At 47.6% G+C, this 18,992-nt stretch carries 21 protein-coding genes; 15 read left to right on the forward strand and 6 right to left on the reverse strand.

Features of this window, described 5'->3' with window-relative positions:
- Positions 1–645: IS6 family transposase (locus tag NSMM_RS01880; RefSeq protein ID WP_090284061.1), on the forward strand; the 645-nt coding region annotated here is incomplete at its 5' end.
- 32 nt (positions 646–677) lie between these two features.
- Here the strand turns inward: NSMM_RS01880 and NSMM_RS01885 are convergent.
- The 6 genes from NSMM_RS01885 to NSMM_RS01915 all read right to left on the reverse strand — a co-directional run bounded on the left by NSMM_RS01885 (position 678) and on the right by NSMM_RS01915 (position 5,355).
- Complete coding sequence (locus NSMM_RS01885) at positions 678–878, reverse strand: hypothetical protein (RefSeq protein ID WP_090284064.1); 201 nt, start codon at positions 876–878, stop codon at positions 678–680.
- Between the two features lie 134 nt (positions 879–1,012).
- Positions 1,013–1,663, reverse strand: coding sequence for a methionine biosynthesis protein MetW (metW, locus tag NSMM_RS01890; RefSeq protein ID WP_090284066.1), 651 nt, complete (start codon positions 1,661–1,663; stop codon positions 1,013–1,015).
- Positions 1,664–1,666: 3 nt separating this feature from the next.
- Positions 1,667–2,794: a homoserine O-succinyltransferase MetX gene (gene metX, locus NSMM_RS01895; RefSeq protein WP_090284068.1), complete on the reverse strand. Its 1,128-nt coding sequence runs from the start codon at positions 2,792–2,794 to the stop codon at positions 1,667–1,669.
- A 170-nt stretch (positions 2,795–2,964) separates the two neighbouring features.
- On the reverse strand, positions 2,965–4,692 hold the full coding sequence (ptsP, locus tag NSMM_RS01905; RefSeq protein WP_090284071.1) for a phosphoenolpyruvate--protein phosphotransferase: 1,728 nt from the start codon (positions 4,690–4,692) through the stop codon (positions 2,965–2,967).
- Entirely contained in the window at positions 4,689–4,958 is a 270-nt protein-coding gene (locus NSMM_RS01910) for an HPr family phosphocarrier protein (protein ID WP_090284073.1), read from the reverse strand. The genes ptsP and NSMM_RS01910 overlap by 4 nt, the downstream gene beginning before the upstream one ends.
- Positions 4,948–5,355, reverse strand: a complete 408-nt coding sequence (locus NSMM_RS01915) for a PTS sugar transporter subunit IIA (protein ID WP_090284075.1) — start codon at positions 5,353–5,355, stop codon at positions 4,948–4,950. The genes NSMM_RS01910 and NSMM_RS01915 overlap by 11 nt, the downstream gene beginning before the upstream one ends.
- A gap of 171 nt (positions 5,356–5,526) precedes the next feature.
- Between NSMM_RS01915 and rimP the strand changes: the two genes are divergently transcribed.
- From rimP to ccmI, 14 genes are all read left to right on the forward strand, one after another.
- Complete coding sequence (gene rimP / locus NSMM_RS01920; RefSeq protein WP_090284077.1) at positions 5,527–5,961, forward strand: ribosome maturation factor RimP; 435 nt, start codon at positions 5,527–5,529, stop codon at positions 5,959–5,961.
- A gap of 50 nt (positions 5,962–6,011) precedes the next feature.
- Entirely contained in the window at positions 6,012–7,484 is a 1,473-nt protein-coding gene (gene nusA, locus NSMM_RS01925; protein ID WP_090284080.1) for a transcription termination factor NusA, read from the forward strand.
- A gap of 145 nt (positions 7,485–7,629) precedes the next feature.
- Complete coding sequence (infB, locus tag NSMM_RS01930) at positions 7,630–10,266, forward strand: translation initiation factor IF-2 (RefSeq protein WP_090284082.1); 2,637 nt, start codon at positions 7,630–7,632, stop codon at positions 10,264–10,266.
- 57 nt (positions 10,267–10,323) lie between these two features.
- Positions 10,324–10,677, forward strand: coding sequence for a 30S ribosome-binding factor RbfA (gene rbfA, locus NSMM_RS01935; protein WP_090284084.1), 354 nt, complete (start codon positions 10,324–10,326; stop codon positions 10,675–10,677).
- Positions 10,678–10,776: 99 nt separating this feature from the next.
- Positions 10,777–11,670: a tRNA pseudouridine(55) synthase TruB gene (truB, locus tag NSMM_RS01940; protein ID WP_218120969.1), complete on the forward strand. Its 894-nt coding sequence runs from the start codon at positions 10,777–10,779 to the stop codon at positions 11,668–11,670.
- A 113-nt stretch (positions 11,671–11,783) separates the two neighbouring features.
- Entirely contained in the window at positions 11,784–12,398 is a 615-nt protein-coding gene (gene ccmA, locus NSMM_RS01945) for a cytochrome c biogenesis heme-transporting ATPase CcmA (protein ID WP_090284088.1), read from the forward strand.
- Between the two features lie 7 nt (positions 12,399–12,405).
- Positions 12,406–13,065 carry a heme exporter protein CcmB gene (gene ccmB / locus NSMM_RS01950; RefSeq protein ID WP_090284090.1) on the forward strand — a complete coding sequence of 220 codons (660 nt, stop codon included), beginning with the start codon at positions 12,406–12,408 and terminating at the stop codon, positions 13,063–13,065.
- 78 nt (positions 13,066–13,143) lie between these two features.
- The gene (ccmC, locus tag NSMM_RS01955) at positions 13,144–13,890 is read left to right on the forward strand and encodes a heme ABC transporter permease CcmC (RefSeq protein ID WP_090284092.1); all 747 of its coding nucleotides are present in this window, start codon (positions 13,144–13,146) and stop codon (positions 13,888–13,890) included.
- Entirely contained in the window at positions 13,887–14,057 is a 171-nt protein-coding gene (gene ccmD, locus NSMM_RS01960) for a heme exporter protein CcmD (RefSeq protein WP_090284094.1), read from the forward strand. The genes ccmC and ccmD overlap by 4 nt, the downstream gene beginning before the upstream one ends.
- Positions 14,058–14,065: 8 nt before the next feature.
- Positions 14,066–14,521, forward strand: a complete 456-nt coding sequence (gene ccmE, locus NSMM_RS01965; protein ID WP_090284096.1) for a cytochrome c maturation protein CcmE — start codon at positions 14,066–14,068, stop codon at positions 14,519–14,521.
- Between the two features lie 38 nt (positions 14,522–14,559).
- Positions 14,560–16,605 (forward strand): heme lyase CcmF/NrfE family subunit, encoded by a 2,046-nt coding sequence (locus tag NSMM_RS01970; protein ID WP_090284097.1) that lies wholly within the window; start codon positions 14,560–14,562, stop codon positions 16,603–16,605.
- A complete protein-coding gene (locus NSMM_RS01975) occupies positions 16,602–17,126 on the forward strand; it encodes a DsbE family thiol:disulfide interchange protein (RefSeq protein ID WP_090284100.1) in 525 nt (174 codons plus the stop codon). Before NSMM_RS01970 ends, NSMM_RS01975 begins: the two co-directional genes overlap by 4 nt.
- Before the next feature lie 3 nt (positions 17,127–17,129).
- Positions 17,130–17,633, forward strand: a complete 504-nt coding sequence (locus NSMM_RS01980) for a cytochrome c-type biogenesis protein (RefSeq protein ID WP_425412346.1) — start codon at positions 17,130–17,132, stop codon at positions 17,631–17,633.
- 5 nt (positions 17,634–17,638) lie between these two features.
- On the forward strand, positions 17,639–18,976 hold the full coding sequence (gene ccmI, locus NSMM_RS01985; protein WP_090284108.1) for a c-type cytochrome biogenesis protein CcmI: 1,338 nt from the start codon (positions 17,639–17,641) through the stop codon (positions 18,974–18,976).
- Positions 18,977–18,992 lie beyond the last annotated feature (16 nt).

Raw genomic sequence — 18,992 nt, forward strand, 5'->3', positions numbered from 1 at the left:
TACGGAATTAGCTATCGTGAATTGGAAGAAATGATGTTGGAGCGTGGATTTGAAGTCGATCACACAACGCTTTATCGTTGGGTTCAACATTATGCACCCGAAATGGAAAAACGCATGCGGTGGTACTACAAGCCGACGATGGGCTACAGCTGGCGGGTAGATGAAACCTATGTGAAGGTTAAAGGGAAATGGACATATTTGTACCGAGCTATTGATAAGCACGGTGACACGATTGATTTCTATCTTTCACCTACCCGTAATAAGAAAGCCGCCAAACGGTTTCTAGGCAAAGCGCTCAAATCCATAAAACCATGGGCACATCCGCAGACAATTAATACAGATAAAGCGCCGACTTTCGGTCCTGCCATTGATGAGTTGAAGGAAGAAGGGAAATGCCCTGAGGATACGGTACACCGGCAGGTAAAGTACTTGAACAATATTGTCGAGGCTGATCATGGAAAACTCAAACAGCTGATAAATCCCGTACGCGGGTTCAAATCCATGAAGACCGCCTATGCAACGATCAAGGGGTTTGAACTCATGCACATGTTCAAGAAAGGACAGATGGATGCATGGAAATATGGGCAAGGTCTCATAGGAGAAATCCGTCTTATTGAAAGACAATTCGATATTTACACCGCATAATCAAAAATATCAGAGATTTACTCTAGCCAACGCTATTTTTTGCAACAGAGCCTTTCATTCTGTTGAGTGAAGAATGACAACGGGCCGTAGAGCGACTGCAATCGTTCCTTTAGACCGTTGATCTCGCGCTGTTTGCAGGCATCTTTGGATGATTTAACCCAGTTGAAGACAGCGGCCACGAATCCGCCACCAAGAAAGCTCGTGAGGTATTGGATGGTCTGCTCAGAGATCATGACGATGGGCTCCTAGTGGCCAACAAAACAGGGGATAGATCACGGCTTTTTATCCATTTCGCCCTGCTATTTTACCTTTTACCTCATCTATGTTTTCTGCATGTCTGCCGTCATAACACCATGCAAAATTAATGCTATTCACTGCCATCTTTCCGGCTGAACCGATAAAAAGCAAGCGTTCCCCAAAGACTAGGCAGCAATCTGATCTTCTTGTTGCTATTCATTACGCGTCGCTCAAGAATATTGATGTGGTGCTGACTGCAAAGTGCTTCAAAATCGTGCAAGGTGCACAAATGAATGTTGGGGGTGTTATACCATTGATAGGGTAGCCCCGGTGTGACTGGCATGTGTCCGGACAATACCTGCACCCGGTTTCGCCAATAGCCAAAGTTGGGGAAAGAGACGATACCTTCTTTGCCAACCCGCAGCATTTCAAGGATGATTTTTTCGGTGTTTTTCATCGCTTGCAATGTTTGGGACAGAATGACGTAGTCAAATGAGCCAGATTCAAAACCGGATAGACCGGATTCAAGATCGCTTTGAATGACATTGACGCCATTTTCAAAGCAGGCCAGCACATTCTGAGCATCAATTTCCACGCCATAGCCATACACGTTCAGATTGGTTTGTAGATAGCGTAATAACGTGCCATCGCCGCAGCCGAGGTCGAGTACGCTTGACTGTGGTGTAATCCATGCGGCAATAGCGGCAAAATCCGGTCGGGTTATCAACGTTTGCCTTGAATCACTGGTTTGATGAGTAGTGCTGTCAATGGAAGTATTCATAGGTTAGACCATAATATTGTTCATGTAGGCGCGCATCAGCTGGTGATAATATGCATCCTGCATTAGGAAGGAATCATGTCCATGGCTTGAGGGAATTTCTGCATAGCTGACGTGACGTTTGTTGTCGAGCAAGGCCTTGACGATGCTGCGTGACCGTTCGGGTGGAAAGCGCCAGTCAGAGCTGAATGAGATCACCAGAAAATTTGCCTTGGTGTGGCTAAATGCCTGCGACAAATTGCCATCGTATTGTGCTGCCGGATCAAAGTAATCGAGCGCCTTGGTCATCAACAGATAAGTATTGGCATCAAAGCGATTAGCAAATTTATCGCCTTGGTAGCGCAGATACGATTCAATTTCAAATTCGATATCGTAATTGAATGAGAGTGAGCCATTACGGAGTTCGCGCCCGAATTTGCTCGCCATGGAGTCATCCGATAAATAGGTGATGTGGCCGAGCATGCGCGCCAGACGCAATCCTCTTTTAGGCAGGGTGTGGTGCGAGTAGTAATCGCCGCCATGAAAATCAGGATCAGTCAATATGGCTTGCCGGGCGACATCGTTGAAGGCGATATTCTGGGCGGTCAGTTTGGCGGCTGCGGCAATTACAACGGCATGACGTACTCGTTCGGGTGCATTTAGCGTCAGCTGCATGGCTGACATGCCACCAAGGCTGCCACCAACTACGGCAGCAAAGCGATCAATACCCAACTTGTCCGCAAAGTGTATGTAGGTTTCTGCCCAGTCATCGGTGGTGACGAGCGGAAAATCCGCGCCAAAAGGCTTGCCAGTCATGGGGTTAATGCTGATTGGTCCGGTTGAACCGTGACAACCTCCTAAATTATTGATGCCAATCACAAAATATTTCTCGGTATCGATAGCCTTGCTCGGGCCAACCATGTTGTTCCACCAGCCGGCATTTCTGGGATCATCCGCATAGACGCCGGCAACATGGTGGTTGCCGGATAACGCATGACAAATCAACACTGCATTGGATTTGGCGGCGTTCAGCCTGCCGTAGGTTTCGTAAGTGAGGGTGTAGCTGTCGAGTACCGCACCACTTTTCAATGCTAGCGGTGTCTGAAACTGCATTTGTTCTGGTACGACGATGCCGATTGATTGCGAATCGCTCATGAAGATATTATTGGTAGCACTTGATTGTGAAAGTTACAGGGCCGGAGGTCTGTCAGCCTTAAGGCTAATCTACTGCGTCAATGGGATAATCGCAGTTCATATTTTCCCGCTTTGCTCGCTTAAGTACGACAGACTTACAGCTGGCATTAAATACCAGTTTATGCTTGAGTTCAACTGTTGAGTTTTTGCAGCAGGCCGTGAATCTTGTCTGACTCAGCCGCTCTGAGAATCTTTTGTGTCAATGGCATGATGTTGGGCAAATGGCTGCCGAGTATTTCACGTTTGACCGTCAACAGTTGCGCCGGATACATGGAGAACCGCTGTAAACCCATGCCGAGCAGCAAGCGTGTATAGCGTGAGTCGCCGGCCATTTCTCCACAGACAGAAACCGGGACGTCAGCTTTGCTGGCCAACCGGATCGTGCGCGCCAGCAGCCACAGAACCGCAGGATGTAATGGATCAAACAGATGTGCAACCGTTTCATCGACGCGGTCGATTGCGAGTGTATATTGAATCAGGTCGTTAGTGCCAATCGAGATGAAATCCAGTTTTTGCATGAATTGCTCAAGACACAAGGCTGCTGCCGGTATTTCAATCATGCAGCCTATCTGAATGTTTTGATCAAACGGTTTTTTCTCATCGAGCAAGCTTTGTTTGGCCAACTTGACCATTTGAAGTGTCTGATTGATTTCATGGTCGCTGGAAAGCATGGGAATTAAGATGCGGGCACAGCCATGCTTGGAGGCGCGTAGTATGGCGCGCAGTTGTGTCAGAAACATTGCAGGCTCAGCAAGACTCATGCGAATGGCACGTAAACCCAGTGCCGGATTGGTGGAGGTGCGGTGATTATTGTTCAGGCTTTTGTCAGCTCCCAGATCAAAGGTGCGAATGGTGACCGGCAGGCCGCGCATCCCTTTCACCACAGCAGAATAAGCAGCATATTGCTCATCCTCATCCGGCAAATCACCCCGGTTGAGATATAAAAACTCACTGCGGAACAGTCCTACGCCCATTGCACCATTTTCCCTGGCTTGTTCGATTTCCTGCGGTAATTCGATATTGGCAAGCAACTCAACTTGAGTGCCGTCAAGCGTGGTCGCATTAAGTGAGCGGATACGTAGCAGTTTCCGTTTTTCCAGCGTCAACTCATTTTGTTTCAGGCGGTATTCTGCAAGAATCTGTGCATCAGGATTGACGATAACAATTCCCTGGCTACCGTCCACAATCAAGTAGTCATCTTCATAAATTAAACGTTTAGCCTGCTGCATTGCCACAACCGAGGGAATATTGAGGCTATGCGCGACAATGGCGGTATGCGAGGTAGAGCCGCCCATATCCGTTACAAATGCTGAGAACTGGTGCTGCTTATATTGCATGACATCAGCCGGACTCAGGTCATGTGCTACCAGGATGCTGGCGCCATTATGTTTTGAAGCGGGTGGCGTATAGCCGGGATGACCGAGCAAGACCTTTAATACACGCTCGACCACCTGCGCCACATCAGTTTTGCGCTCGCGCAGGTAGGCATCTTCTATTTCTTCGAATTGCGCGATTAGCACGTCCATCTGCTGCGAAATTGCCCACTCTGCGTTGCAATGTACTTTGGCGATACTCTCCATTGCGGCTTGGGCCAGAGTCGGGTCATCCAGGATCATTTGGTGAAGTTCCAGAAAAGCATTGAACTCGGCCAGTGCCAGTCCTTGTACAGCATGAACTTGCAAGTTTTTCAGCTCCTGTCTTACCGAGGCAAAAGCCTTCTTTAGTCGAGTCAGCTCTGCATCGATCTGGTTGACGGGGATTAAATAGCGGGGAACATTGAGTGTCGCGGTTGTGGCAAGATGCGCCTGTCCGATTGCAATACCGGTAGATACACCGACACCATGGAGAATAAAACTCATTCCGCTTCTCCGAAGTAATTGTTCACTAGGGCACTGAGTGCCCCCATTGCAGCAATTTCATCCTTGCCGCTGGTTTCCAGTTCAATCGTCGTGCCCTGACTTGCCGCCAGCATCATCACACCCATGATGCTTTTAGCGTTGACCTTGCGCGCCCCTCGTGATAGCCAGATCTCACAATCAAACTGCTCCGCGAGGCGTGTCAGTTTGGCGGAGGCGCGCGCATGTAATCCCAATTTGTTGCGTATCGTGAGTGTGCTAGTTTGCATGTGATTTTGGGGGTGCAGGCACGCGGAATATCCCCGTCTGGCCGCCGGAAAGTACCTTGTCTATCATTTCCATGAGCGGTTGGTTCTGATACTGGGCCGCTCTTAACAGCATGGGTAAGTTGAGGCCGGTCAGACATTCTACCTTGCCATCTTGAAGTAGCTTGCTCGCGATGTTGGCGGGAGTGGCGCCATAGAGATCGGTCAATATCAGTACCCCGCTGCCTTGGTCAAGTGTGGGCAGTATTGTCTGTAAGTTCGCGATTTCCTTGTCCGGATCGGCTTGTGGTGTGATTGTGTAGTTGATCAATAAGGGGGGTAGCTTGCCAAGAATATGTTCGATGCAATCAAGAAAACTGCTGCCCAGTGGTTGATGTGTAACGATCAATATCCCGATCATGTTGTTGAAGTCTTCCTATTTTAATGCTACAGCGGTAGATTCTAACATTATCTGTTCTATTGACCGTGAAGTTGCCCGCATAAGCTTGTCGTTAATCGACTGATTCTTGTTATAATGTTGGCGGTTATGCAGGTGGGCTTGTCGAGCCCATTTTTTATTTGTGGCGGAGTTATGTTGTTATTTGAGTTGCTCGAGCCAACTTTGGCGGGGATGGGTTACGAGCTGGTAGAGGTGGAACAGCCGTCGCCTGGCAAATTGTTACGTGTGTTCGTAGATAAGCAAGATGGCGGCATTACCCTGGAAGATTGTGTCGCTATCAGTAATCATCTGGCGCAACTGCTGGTGGTTGAAAATGTTGCGTATAGTAGACTGGAGGTTTCTTCGCCAGGTTTGGACAGGCCGTTGAAAAAGAAGGAAGATTTCCTTCGTTATCAAGGTGAGATGATTCGAGTCAGGCTGCGGATCCCCTGTGACGGGCAAAAGAATTTTGTAGGGAAATTGCATACAATGCAAAATGATATTTTGACATTGGAAATAGATGGCGAGTTGCGACAAATTCAGCTAAGTAATGTGGATAGAGCACGATTGGTTCCAAAATTTGGATGAGTGGTTTGTTCAAGAGTAATCTTATCAGTTAAAAATATGGCCGGAGGGATATGAGCCGCGAGATTTTGTTATTGGTTGATGCATTGGCACATGAAAAGAATGTCAGCAAGGCGATTGTTTTTGCTGCGCTTGAAATGGCTCTGGCTTCTGCTGCCAAGAAACATTTTCAGGATGATCTCGATATTGTGATCAAAATCGATCAGGGTACCGGGAATTTTCAAAGTTTTCGCAGATGGCTGGTTGTGCCCGATGACTCGATTGAGAATCCTGCGCGGCAAATTGCACTGAGCGAAGCATTGTTGCGTGAGAAAAACCTGTTGGAAGGTGATTATATTCAGGAGTCCATGGAATCCATCCCATTTGATCGGATTGGTGCGCAGGCCGCGAAGCAAGTTATTTTTCAAAAAATACGTGATGCGGAGCGTGAACAAAATCTGAGCGATTTTCTGGAGCGTGGTGAGCAGATTATTTCTGGTGTAATCAAGCGCCTTGAACGGGGTAATGCCATCATCGAATTTGGAAAAATCGAAGCAGTTCTGCCGCGGGACCAAATGATCCCGCATGAAAATCTGCGCATGGGAGATCGTGTGCGCGCTTATATATTGAAGGTTGATAGATCGGCACGTGGCCCGCAGCTGGTTTTGTCCCGCACCTCACCGCAATTTCTGGTTAAATTGTTTGAGCAGGAGGTTCCGGAAATTGAAGAAGGCGTGCTCGAAATTAAGGGGGCGGCGAGGGATCCGGGTTTCAGGGCAAAAATTGCGGTCAAATCCAATGATCCGCGTGTTGATCCGATCGGCACCTGTGTTGGTATGGTTGGCTCAAGGGTGAAGGCGGTGACCAATGAACTGGCTGGTGAGCGCGTGGATATTATTCAGTGGTCAGATGATATTGCCACGTTTGTCGTCAATGCGCTGGCGCCCGCTGTAGTAAGCGGCATTACGCTGGATGAGGATAGCCATAGCATGGATATTGCGGTAGATGAGGATAATTTGGCGCAGTCCATCGGTAGGGGAGGACAAAACGTGCGCTTGGCATCAGAATTGACTGGCTGGCATCTGAATATCATGACAGTGGAAGAGTCTCAGGAAAAAAGTGAAGAGGAGGCTACTGTTAATTGTCGGCTTTTTATGGAAAAGCTAGATGTTGATGAGGAGGTTGCCCGTATTTTAGTCGATGTGGGCTTCTCAACCTTGGAAGAGGTGGCGTATATTCCACTCGAAGAAATGCTGGAAATTGAGGAATTTGACCGGGAAACGGTTGAAGAATTACGTAATCGGGCGCGCAATGTGCTGCTAACTGATGCGATTGCCTCGGAAGAAAAAATTGAGCATGCCGCTGAAGAACTGCTCGATCTTGAAGGAGTAGATATGGAGCTCGCCCAACAGCTGATGGGCAAAGGGATCAATTCCCGAGATGCGTTGGCTGATCTGGCGGCAGATGATCTGGTTGAATTGACTGGTGTGGATTTTGAGCGAGCAAGCGCCATTATTATCAAGGCACGGGAACATTGGTTTATATAATGCAGATAAAAATATTTTTAATATTTTTAATATTTTTTTGATATAAATTATTAGTACAGGCGAAGCTAATAGAATGATTGTGGTCATCGCTAAGGATCTTGGCGTTGGCCTGTAAAGTAAGCTTGAGGTAAATAAAAGGTTGCTGATGACTCAAATGACGGTAAAGCAATTTGCGCAAGACCTGGGAATTCTGCCGGAGTTGCTGCTTGAGCAGTTTCAGGCTGCAGGTGTGCACAAAAAATTAGCGACGGATACGGTAACCGAGGCAGATAAAACGCGGCTTCTCGAACACCTGCGTAAAGCGCATGGAACCGGTACGCCTAAGGGAAAAATTACCCTCGCTCGTAAACATACCACGGAGATTAGACAATCCGATGGCGCGGGGAAAGCGCGGACAATTGAAGTCAAGGTGCGTAAACGACGGCTGCTGACCAAAAGTGCCGATATTTCTGCTGAGACACCAGAATCGGTTCCGTTGGCAACGGAAGTAGTAGCTGAGCCTGTAGAGTCAGCGGCAACAAAACCGATTATAGATTCTGCGCAGCAGGCGTTACGTGAAGAAGAGGCCAGAAAGCAAGCGGAATTGATTGCGCGGCAGTCTGCAGAATTAAAAGAAAAGCAGGCGAAACTAGATAAGAGAAAACAACAGGCGGCTGGCAAAGCGGGCGAGCAAATTGTGGAATCTGCGCAGACAGAAACGACAACTACGGCTGCTGCATCTGAAATAGTAACTCCTCCAGCAGCAACAGTGGCGGCAGAAATACCTGCTGCTACTGAGGCCAAGCCAGCAACGCTTGAGCGTACTATTCACAAGCCAACGGTCAAACCAGAGGAAAAAGCGGACAAGAAGAAAAAACAGACTGGCCTGCAGAAAGAAGAACCCGGTAGACGTCGTGAAGCCAAGGTTCGTGGAGATGTGTCAGGTGGGCAGGGCTGGCGCGTTCGCAGAGATAGGCATGGTGGAGGCAAAAATAAATCGCATGATACTCAGACGCAACATGCTTTCTTGGTACCGACGGAGCGGGTCGTATATGAAGTGATGGTTCCCGAAACCATATCAGTGGCTGCCCTTGCACAAAAAATGGCGGTTAAGGCGGCCGAGGTAATCAAAGTGTTAATGAAAATGGGCACGATGGTCACTATTAATCAAATGCTCGATCAGGAAACCGCCATGATTGTGGTTGAAGAGATGGGGCATCTTGCCAAGATTGCTGCGCAAGATAGTCCGGAGTCTTTTCTGGAAGAAGCCGTTTCATCAGATACGCAAGCCAATCCAGAACCCCGTGCGCCTATTGTGACCGTGATGGGTCACGTAGATCATGGCAAAACTTCATTGCTCGATTACATTCGGATGACTCGGGTAGCCGGAGGGGAGGCAGGGGGAATCACGCAACATATTGGTGCTTATCACGTGGAGACATCTCATGGGATGATTACTTTTCTCGATACGCCGGGGCATGAAGCGTTTACAGCTATGCGCGCACGTGGCGCGAAGGTAACCGATCTGGTGGTATTGGTGGTGGCGGCGGATGATGGCGTGATGCCCCAGACGATTGAGGCGATTCATCATGCGAAGGCTGCACAAACGCCTGTTATCGTGGCGGTTAATAAAATGGATAAGCCGGAGGCAAATTTTGAGCATATTAAGCAGGAGCTTGTCAATCATGGTGTCGTGCCCGAAGAATGGGGTGGAGATGCCATGTTTGTGCCGGTTTCCGCTAAGACTGGTCAGGGAATCGATGATTTGCTGGAAGCAATCTTATTGCAGGCCGAATTGCTGGAGCTGAAAGCTGTTAAAACCGGGCTGGCAAAAGGTATCGTGATCGAGTCACGGCTGGATAAAGGTCGGGGTCCCGTTGCAACTGTGCTAGTACAATCGGGGATATTGAAACGTGGTGATGTAATATTGACTGGGGCGGTGTTTGGCAGGATTCGCGCGATGCAGGATGAACTGGGTAAACCGGCCAAGGAAGCAGGCACGTCTATTCCTGTAGAGATACAGGGATTATCGGATGTTGCGGCTGCTGGAGAGGTTTTTATCGTATTGGATGATGAGCGTAAAGCAAGAGAGATTGCGCTTTTTCGCCAGGGGAAATTCCGCGATGTCAGGCTGGATAAACTTCAGGTAGCCAAAATGGAGGATGTATTCGGCCAGAGAGAGGGTATGACGATCTTGAATTTAATTATCAAGTCGGATGTGCAAGGTTCCAGCGAAGCGCTGGAGTATGCGTTGAAAAAAATAGAAACAGATGAAGTAAAAATCAATATTGTGCATAGTGGCGTTGGGGCGATTATCGAATCCGATATTAATTTAGCACTGGCGTCCAAGGCAGTCGTTATTGGATTTAATTGCCGTGCCGATCTGGGTGCGCGCAAGCTCATCGAGTCAACAGGTGTCGATGTTCGCTATTACAACATCATCTATGAAGCTGTTGATGAGATCAAAAAAGCACTTTCGGGCATGATGTTGCCTGAACGCAAAGAAAAAACCATTGGAATGGTTGAAATTCGTGAAATATACCGAATACCCAAGATTGGTGTAGTAGCTGGCTGTTACGTGCTGGAGGGTTTGGTAAAGCGCGATGCGCTGATAAGAGTATTGCGTGACGGAGTTGTTATTCAAACGGATAGCCTTGATTCCCTAAAACGTTTCAAAGAAGATGTTAAAGAAGTCAAAGCTGGGTTTGAATGTGGTCTTTCCCTTAAAAAATACAACGATATTCAAGTGGGGGATCAGATCGAGGTCTATGAGATTTTTGAAACAGAGCGAGTATTACTATAAGTGTTCCTCAGTCAAATTTTCCTGGTGCTTGGTCGTTGTTAAATTTTTTAGGTAGGTATGGCTAAAGACTTGTCACGGGTTTTACGGGTTGCTGATCAAATTCAGCGAGAACTGGCCACCCTGATTCAGAACGAAATGGGGGATCCGCGTTTACGGCTGGTCACGCTAACCGGGGTTGAAGTTACTCGTGATTATTCACATGCCAAGGTTTTTTTTAGTGTGTTGAACGAAGTGGAGAGTGCGCAGCTTGCCAGGGAGGGTCTGGAGCATGCGAGTGGTTTTTTGCGTAGCCAACTGGCGGGAAGAATTAAGCTTAGAGTGATCCCGCAGTTGCATTTTGTATATGACGAATCCATTGAAAGAGGGGTGCGTTTATCGAAATTGATCGATGAGGCGGTTGGTAAAATTTGATTAACCAGTCGCCTGTTAAAGCTCCTGTCATGCATTCTTTTTTCTTGCCCTTGTCAAGGTGCGAGTCTGAGTAAAACTGCACCAGTCAGCGGTGTTTTACTGCTGAACAAGCCTACTGGCATTACATCCAACCGTGCCCTGCAGATAAGCAAGCGATTGTTGGCTGCAACAAAGGCAGGCCATACCGGTACACTCGATCCCATGGCACAGGGATTGCTCCCAATTTGTCTTGGGCAGGCGACCAGGTTTTCCTCTGCCTTGCTACAGGCGGACAAGACCTATGTAGCGACAATGAAGCTGGGGTATGTCAGCAATACCGGAGATGCCGAGGGGGTTGTCGAGCAGCTTGTCGATCCATATATAATATCGGCCAAGCTGGACATTCAGCAAGTTGCGGATATGGTGCACACCTTTCTTGGACGATCCAGCCAAATACCGCCGATGTATAGCGCATTGAAAAAAGATGGCAAGGCGCTGTATCGTTATGCGCGCGAGGGTATTACTATTGCACGCCAGCCCCGCGAAATTTTTATTCACGATATTTCCCTTAATGCCTGGAACGAGAAAGAAATGACAATTACAGTTCGTTGTGGCTCCGGCACGTTTATACGGACGCTCGCCGAGGATATTGCCAGCAAAATTGGCTACAAAAGCGCTTATTTAACCGCATTGAACCGTATTGGCATAGGACCTTTTGGGCTTGCCCAGGCTTGTACACTGGAACAGCTTGAACAGGAATCACAAATTTCTCGTGTCCGGTTTTTACTCCCGGTGGACGGCCTGTTACAGGACATGCCATGCATCATGCTCGACAGTCAGGAGGTATCACAATTTCGGCAAGGGCAATCCATTCAAAAATCAACGGCCGCAAATCAGCGACCACAAGGCGGCATGTTGAGAGTGTACGATGAAAATAATCATTTTTTGGGATTGGGTGCGTGGCAGGAAAATAATATCTTTGTCCCAAAGAAAGTATTATTGGCACAGGTGTAATAAAATTTAAGCAAATTTCCTCTTGCTGATTAATAGCAAGCAAGAGAAGAAAACTGAAGCGAATGCGCTATAATTACTCGCTTTGACATTTGCCGACCAATTGCTGAATTCGGATGCTGACTGCTAATAATCTTGGATTTTCCAGGGGAAATCACAAGCTGTTTGAAAATCTTAGCTTTTCGATTAATGAAGGCGAGTTATTGCTGGTGAGCGGGTCTAACGGTAGTGGAAAAACGAGTCTACTACGGTTGCTCTGCGGAATATCGACACCGGATGAAGGCGAGATTTTATGGAATGGAGCGGAGATACGTGACCTTGGTGAAGATTATTATCGGGTTATGACGTATCTGGGGCATTTGGGCGGCATCAAAGATGATCTGACCGCTATTGAAAATTTACGGATTTCCTGCGCGCTGGCTGGAAACGAGATTGATGAAGGACAGGCAAAGGAAGCGCTGGGACGGATTGGATTGGTGGGTAGGGAAATGCTGCCTGCCAAGGTGTTATCACAAGGCCAACGTCGAAGAGTGGCCTTGGCACGTTTGTTGGTGACACATACAAAGGTGTGGATTCTAGATGAGCCGTTAACTGCACTTGACGTAACTGCAGTCGATATGATCAGGCAGTTGCTGGAACATAATTTATCCAAAGGTGGTCTGGTCGTTATGACTACCCATCAGGAGATGGAAATCTCTGCTGTGACTTCGCAGCATCTGGTTTTATCTTGAGGAAAAAATGATTCTTTGGATCATCAAGCGAGATCTGTTGTTAGCAATGCGCCGTCGTGCAGATGTGCTGACTACCCTCTTTTTTTTTATTATTGTTGTCAGTTTGTTTCCGTTGGGCGTGGGTCCCGAAATGAATACACTAAGGATAATGGCCCCCGGCATTGTATGGGTGGCTGCTCTGCTAGCTTCCATGCTGGCACTGGGGCGTATGTTTTCCGGTGACTATACAGATGGTACGCTTGAGCAAATGTTGTTATCACCAGTTTCGTTGTCTGCGCTGGTCATGGGTAAGGCAATCGCCCATTGGCTGATAACTGGGGTGCCGCTGGTTTTGATTGCGCCGGTGTTGGGTATTCAATATGATCTGCCAGCAGAATCATTGATGGTGCTGACGCTCTCACTTTTGATGGGAACGCCTGTTTTAAGTCTAATTGGTGCGATCGGTGCGGCATTGACGCTTGGTCTCCGTGGCGGAGGTGTGTTGGTGTCGTTGCTGGTTCTGCCGCTTTATGTTCCCGTACTCATTTTTGGCGCTGGGGCTGTTGAGGCGAGCGCGGCTGGGCTGGGATTTGAAGCACATTTTTCTTTGCTAGGTGCGTTTTTACTGGTTTCAGTCGTATGTTCGCCCTGGGCGACGGCAGCTTCACTCAGAATTTCGATGGGATGAAACCAGGGCGGCCTTTCAATGGTCAACCAGCAGAATTATCCTTTTTAAACTGACTTTTTCGTAAATCCATTAAAGAATATGGCAATCAACTGGTTCAAATATGCATCACCCGCAACTTTTTATTTTCTTGCGGGACGGATGATCCCTTTTTTTACAGTCGTTGCCGTGCTCTTATTGCTTGTCGGTTTGTACATCAGTTTCTTTGTTGCACCAACAGATTTTCAACAAAGTGAAGCCTATCGTATTATTTTTATTCATGTGCCAGCTGCCTGGATGTCGATGTTTTTATATTTGATCATGGCTTTCTGGGCGGGAATTGGTCTGGCATTCAATACGCGGCTTTCTTCCATGGTGGCAAGTGCGATTGCACCCACAGGTGCCATGTTTACATTTCTAGCACTTTGGACAGGCGCGTGGTGGGGCAAACCGATGTGGGGAGCTTGGTGGGTGTGGGACGCACGCTTGACGTCAGAGTTGATTCTGCTTTTTTTGTATATTGGATTTATGTCGTTGCAGGCAGCAATCGATGATCCAAGGCGTGCAGATAAAGCAGGTGCCATAATTGCGTTGGTTGGCGTTGTAAATATCCCGATCATCTATTTTTCGGTGCAATGGTGGAATACTCTGCATCAAGGGGCATCAGTCAGCTTGGTGCAGTCGCCCAAGATGGCAACTGCCATGTTGACCGGAATGCTGATCATGGCTTTGGCTGCCTGGATGTATTCAATCGCAATGATACTGATTCGAACGAGATCAATCATACTTGAACGAGAAAGCCGCACCGCATGGGTATCAGAACTGAAAGAAGGAGTTACACGATCATGAAATGGGAGAGTTTGTCGGCATTTATTTCGATGGGAGGTTACGGGCTTTATGTGTGGGGTTCATATGGCGTTGCCTTGTTGTGTGTGGTCGGCGAGATATTTCTGGTAAAAAAACGCTTTAGAACTTTGCATAAAGAGCTTGGTCTGAATGAGAAGTCATCTATTTGAGGGGTAAAATGAAGCCACGTCATAAAAAGATCGCGCTTATTACAGCAAGTGTGGGTGCATTGTCGGTCGCTGTTTTGCTGGTGTTGAATGTATTTCAAAGTAACTTGGTGTTTTTCTTTACACCTACACAGGTTGCAGCTAATGAAGCGCCAATAGGTACAAGTTTCCGGATTGGTGGGTTGGTGGAGGAAGGTTCGGTCCAGCGAGAAAGTGACGGTACCACGATCAATTTTGCCATTACCGATACGTCGCAAGTCATTAAAGTAGCGTATCAAGGTATTCTTCCTGATTTGTTCAAAGAAGGTAAAGGTGTGGTCGCGCAAGGCAAGATTGCTGAGAATGGTATTTTTTATGCGGACGAAGTATTGGCGAAACATGATGAAAATTATATGCCACCAGAGGCAGCCAGTGCCCTGGAGCAAGCGGCAAAAGCACAGCAATCTACTTTAAAACAATATGATTGATTTCTATAGCGGATTTTTTAATAAGGGATGACGTAACTATGATTCCAGAACTTGGTAATTTTGCACTCATACTTGCCATGCTGTTGGCGCTGATTCAGGGAACGTTACCAATTATTGGTGCGACCCGGGGGATGCCGTCATGGATAGCGTTGGCCAGGCCAGCTGTGCAGGGTCAGTTTGTGTTTATTATGATTGCCTTTGGATGTCTTGCCTATTCCTTTGCCACAAATGATTTTTCGGTTCTCAATGTTGCCTCTAACTCTAACTCTCAATTACCACTCCATTTCCGAATTGCGGCAACATGGGGCTCGCATGAGGGGTCACTATTACTGTGGGTAACCATGTTAGCCGGTTGGTCGGTTGCTGTCAGTGTGTTTAGCCAAAAATTACCGGACGACATGGTGGCGCGCGTGCTGGGTGTTCTGGGTCTGGTGAGTACAGGTTTTATCCTGTTCTTGTTGTTTACATCTAACCCTTTTGACCGATTGCTGCCAGCTGCTATCGATGGTAGCGATCTGAATCCATTGCTGCAGGATCCTGGCATGGTGCTTCACCCTCCGATGTTGTATATGGGATATGTTGGTTTTTCGGTTGCATTTGCATTTGCAGTCGCGGCTTTATTAAGTGGGCAATTGGATGCCGCCTGGGCGCGTTGGTCGCGCCCCTGGACAACCGTTGCGTGGGTATTTTTAACCATTGGTATCATGATTGGAAGCTGGTGGGCCTATTACGAGCTTGGTTGGGGTGGCTGGTGGTTCTGGGATCCTGTAGAAAATGCTTCTTTTATGCCTTGGTTGGTTGGGACAGCATTAGTCCATTCCTTGGCTGTAACGGAAAAGCGTGGCAGCTTTAAAAGTTGGACTGTTTTGCTTGCCATTTCTGCTTTTTCGCTTAGCTTGCTTGGGACATTTCTGGTACGTTCCGGTGTGCTGACTTCTGTGCATGCATTTGCTACTGATCCTGCGCGGGGTATCTTCATACTAGTTTACCTGGTGGTAGTGGTTGGTTTTTCTTTGGCATTGTTTGCCTGGCGCGCACCAAAAGTCGGGTTGGGTGGTAATTTTGAACTGGTTTCACGCGAAACCATGTTGCTCGCCAACAACGTGTTATTGCTCGTCGCTGCCGGGAGTATCATTTTAGGAACACTTTATCCACTGATCATCGATGCATTGGATCTTGGAAAAATTTCTGTTGGCCCTCCCTATTTTGAGGCGGTATTTGTGCCTTTGATGACGCCGGCGTTATTCCTGATTGGCTTGGGTCCAATCGCTCGCTGGAAAAAAGCCAGCTTGCCCGATTTGATGGTGCGTATGCGATGGGCATTCGTAGTGAGCGTGGTTACCGCTCTTGTTGTGCCATTTGTCATGGGTGAGTGGAAACCATTGGTCAGTTTTGGTTTGCTGATGGCCTTCTGGATCATGACCAGTGTGGTGGTAGGGATTAAACACCGGGTGAGCAGCAGTGGAGAAGGTGGAATTTTTGCCAGCCTATCAAGGCAATCGAGAAGCTATTACGGAATGCACTGTGCGCATTTTGGGGTGGCGGTATTTGTTGTCGGCGTGACCCTGGTCAATGGTTATGAAATAGAAAAAGATGTGCGCATGGATGTTGGCAGTACTGTGTCCCTCAAAGACTATACCTTTCAGTTTAATGGCGCCAAACCAATCCCTGGACCAAACTACAGCGCGATGCAGGGTGAAGTTCTGGTAACACAAAATGACCAGAAAATTGGCCTGCTTCATCCTGAGAAAAGAACCTATAACGCTTCCGGTATGCCCATGACTGAGGCCGCGATTGATACCGGTTTGACGCGTGATTTATATGTTGCGCTGGGAGAGCCGCTGGAAAACGGTGCCTGGATTGTTCGTGTTTACCACAAGCCATTTGTGCTCTGGATCTGGCTCGGTTGTATATTTATGGCATTGGGCGGCATATTGGCAGCGACAGATCGCCGGTATCGCCTGGCAATTAAAAAGAAATCTGTTAACCAATCAATTACTGATTCTGCTGAGTCTGAACTGGCTGATTTGCCGACGCAAACAGCTGTTAATTCAATCTCCTTGCCGGATGGCAGCAAGTCATGACACGATTTTTAATGCCCCTAGCCATTTTTATCGTGGTCGTTGTTTTCCTGGGGATCGGGCTGACGTTGAATCCACGTCAAGTGCCATCGCCGCTTGTTGACAAACCCGCACCTGTTTTCCAGCTTCAACAGCTACACGATAATGAGAAAGTGTTTTCCTCCAAAGATAATATTGGCAAGGTATGGATGCTTAATGTCTGGGCTTCATGGTGTGTAGCTTGTCGTGATGAGCATCCGTTATTGGTTGAATTATCCCGCTTGGGAATCGTGCCAATTTTTGGTCTCAACTACAAAGATCAGCGTGATACGGCACTGCAATGGCTCAAGCAGTTTGGTGACCCTTATGTGATCAGCATTGCTGATACTGACGGGCGTGTAGGTATTAATTATGGCGTTTATGGTGTGCCAGAAACCTATGTAATCGATAAAGAAGGCATTATCAGATATAAACATATTGGTCCGGTAACTGTTAAGTCACTGGAAGATAAGATTCTGCCCTTGATCAATGAACTGAAAGGTTAGTTAATGACGAATAATCTAGCAAGGCTTCAGTTAGTTATAATTGGCAGGTTATGTGTACTTGCCATGGTGCTGGCGACTTTTTCCTGGACGTGTCTGGCTAATGAGGCTCCGTTGGTGGCGGAAGACCCAGCTCTTGAAAAACGCATGCTTAATCTCGCGGAAAATCTACGTTGTCTGGTATGTCAAAATGAATCACTCGCCGGTTCACGCGCGGATTTTGCCAATGATTTGCGGCGTGAAATCCGTGAGCAAATGCAGGCAAATAAAAGTGATGACGAAATCATCGACTTTTTAGTGGCGCGCTATGGTGATTTTGTACTTTATGACCCGCCCTTGAAACCGACTACTTGGTTGCTATGGTTCGGTCCACTCGTCTTTTTCTTGGGCGGCGTTGCCACGCTGACTTTCTATCTGAGACATCGCCGCACGCAGTTAGAGGAATCTTCATTAACCGAGCATCAGCGCAAGCAAATAGAATCGCTCATGAAAGCCGCAGATAAGGATTAATCAGTATGACCGCATTTTGGGTGGTAGCCGGAATATTTATTGTAATAGCATTATTGTTTGTCATTCCTGCTTTGCTGAGAAATTATGCTCCTGGTAAAGAGAATGCAGAGCGAGAAACTGCAAATGTCAATATATATCGAGATCAGATGGCCGAGCTGGCTGAGGATTTACGTAATGATATTCTGTCGCGCGAGCAGTATGAAGCGAGCAAGGAGGAATTGCAAAAACGTATGTTGCAGGATTTATCAACCGAACACCCTTTCGTTAAAACATTTGCTGTAAAACGCCATGGGATAACTGCTGCCGTTATCACTCTTCTGGCAGTTCCGCTGCTGGCGGTCTATCTATATACGGTGATTGGTGATGCGCGCGGATTGCTGTCGCAATCCCAACTGGCCAGTGCTACCCAGTTTCATTCAAATGACACCGAGGAAATACCGGATGGTCATGCTCAAATGAAATCCGTCATGGAGAATCTCATCGCACGCCTGCAAGACAACCCGGAGGATGTCGAAGGCTGGCTGATGTTGGCACGTAGCTACGCCATTATGGGGCGTTTTGATGAAGCGAGTAGCGCTTATTCAAAACTAGTCGAAATGCAGCCAGAAAGCCCGCAATTTTTAAGTGATTATGCTGATGTTCTGGCGATGACGAATGAAGGAAGCTTGATTGGAAAACCTGCGCAACTGATTGATAAGGCGCTGAAAATTAATCCGGATTATCCAAAGGCATTGGCACTTGCCGGTACAGTTGAGTTCGAGAAAAAGCAGTATGGTGCTGCGGCTGCCTTCTGGGAACGTTTGCTGGTGCTTATTCCAGTTGAATCGGAATTGGCCAAATCTATTTCAGAAAGCATTGTCCAGGCAAAATCCATGGCTGATGAAGATGAGGAGCAGTCCGCGCCTGTTCAGTTGGCCAAAAATGACAGTGTAGGAACTGATATCGCTGCTGCTCCTGTTCCTGACAATGCCTCTACTAAACAGCCAGCAGCTTCTGGTGTCCCCAGTATATCGGGTATAGTGACTTTGAACCCTGCATTGGCGGGCAAGGTTTCTGCTACGGATACGTTGTTTGTCTTCGCCAGAGCAAGTGTGGGGCCGAAGATGCCATTGGCAATCCTGAGAGCGCAGGTCAAGGATCTTCCGGTAGTATTTACACTTGATGACGGTATGGCCATGACTCCAGCAATGAAGCTATCGAGCTTTCCGGAAGTGGTGATTGGGGCGCGTATCAGTAAAACGGGGCAGGCTGTACCTGCCAGTGGAGATTTGGAAGGATACAGTCAGCCAGTTAAAGTGGGCGACACGGATGTGGCTGTAACGATAGATCAGCAGGTTCCTTAATCTTTTAGCGAATACT

This window comes from Nitrosomonas mobilis, assembly GCF_900103035.1.
GTDB classification, from domain to species: domain Bacteria; phylum Pseudomonadota; class Gammaproteobacteria; order Burkholderiales; family Nitrosomonadaceae; genus Nitrosomonas; species Nitrosomonas mobilis.

Excerpts from the sequence above, each read along its gene's own strand:
- ccmB (WP_090284090.1), top strand. The coding sequence starts at position 12,406 with ATGATTCTTTGGATCATCAAGCGAGATCTGTTGTTAGCAATGCGCCGT.
- rimP (WP_090284077.1), top strand. The coding sequence starts at position 5,527 with ATGTTGTTATTTGAGTTGCTCGAGCCAACTTTGGCGGGGATGGGTTAC.
- NSMM_RS01915 (WP_090284075.1), bottom strand. The coding sequence starts at position 5,355 with ATGATCGGGATATTGATCGTTACACATCAACCACTGGGCAGCAGTTTT.
- NSMM_RS01910 (WP_090284073.1), bottom strand. The coding sequence starts at position 4,958 with ATGCAAACTAGCACACTCACGATACGCAACAAATTGGGATTACATGCG.
- rbfA (WP_090284084.1), top strand. The coding sequence starts at position 10,324 with ATGGCTAAAGACTTGTCACGGGTTTTACGGGTTGCTGATCAAATTCAG.
- ccmI (WP_090284108.1), top strand. The coding sequence starts at position 17,639 with ATGACCGCATTTTGGGTGGTAGCCGGAATATTTATTGTAATAGCATTA.
- metX (WP_090284068.1), bottom strand. The coding sequence starts at position 2,794 with ATGAGCGATTCGCAATCAATCGGCATCGTCGTACCAGAACAAATGCAG.
- ptsP (WP_090284071.1), bottom strand. The coding sequence starts at position 4,692 with ATGAGTTTTATTCTCCATGGTGTCGGTGTATCTACCGGTATTGCAATC.
- ccmA (WP_090284088.1), top strand. The coding sequence starts at position 11,784 with ATGCTGACTGCTAATAATCTTGGATTTTCCAGGGGAAATCACAAGCTG.
- NSMM_RS01980 (WP_425412346.1), top strand. The coding sequence starts at position 17,130 with ATGACGAATAATCTAGCAAGGCTTCAGTTAGTTATAATTGGCAGGTTA.
- ccmE (WP_090284096.1), top strand. The coding sequence starts at position 14,066 with ATGAAGCCACGTCATAAAAAGATCGCGCTTATTACAGCAAGTGTGGGT.
- NSMM_RS01975 (WP_090284100.1), top strand. The coding sequence starts at position 16,602 with ATGACACGATTTTTAATGCCCCTAGCCATTTTTATCGTGGTCGTTGTT.
- NSMM_RS01970 (WP_090284097.1), top strand. The coding sequence starts at position 14,560 with ATGATTCCAGAACTTGGTAATTTTGCACTCATACTTGCCATGCTGTTG.
- nusA (WP_090284080.1), top strand. The coding sequence starts at position 6,012 with ATGAGCCGCGAGATTTTGTTATTGGTTGATGCATTGGCACATGAAAAG.
- ccmC (WP_090284092.1), top strand. The coding sequence starts at position 13,144 with ATGGCAATCAACTGGTTCAAATATGCATCACCCGCAACTTTTTATTTT.
- metW (WP_090284066.1), bottom strand. The coding sequence starts at position 1,663 with ATGAATACTTCCATTGACAGCACTACTCATCAAACCAGTGATTCAAGG.
- NSMM_RS01885 (WP_090284064.1), bottom strand. The coding sequence starts at position 878 with ATGATCTCTGAGCAGACCATCCAATACCTCACGAGCTTTCTTGGTGGC.
- ccmD (WP_090284094.1), top strand. The coding sequence starts at position 13,887 with ATGAAATGGGAGAGTTTGTCGGCATTTATTTCGATGGGAGGTTACGGG.
- infB (WP_090284082.1), top strand. The coding sequence starts at position 7,630 with ATGACTCAAATGACGGTAAAGCAATTTGCGCAAGACCTGGGAATTCTG.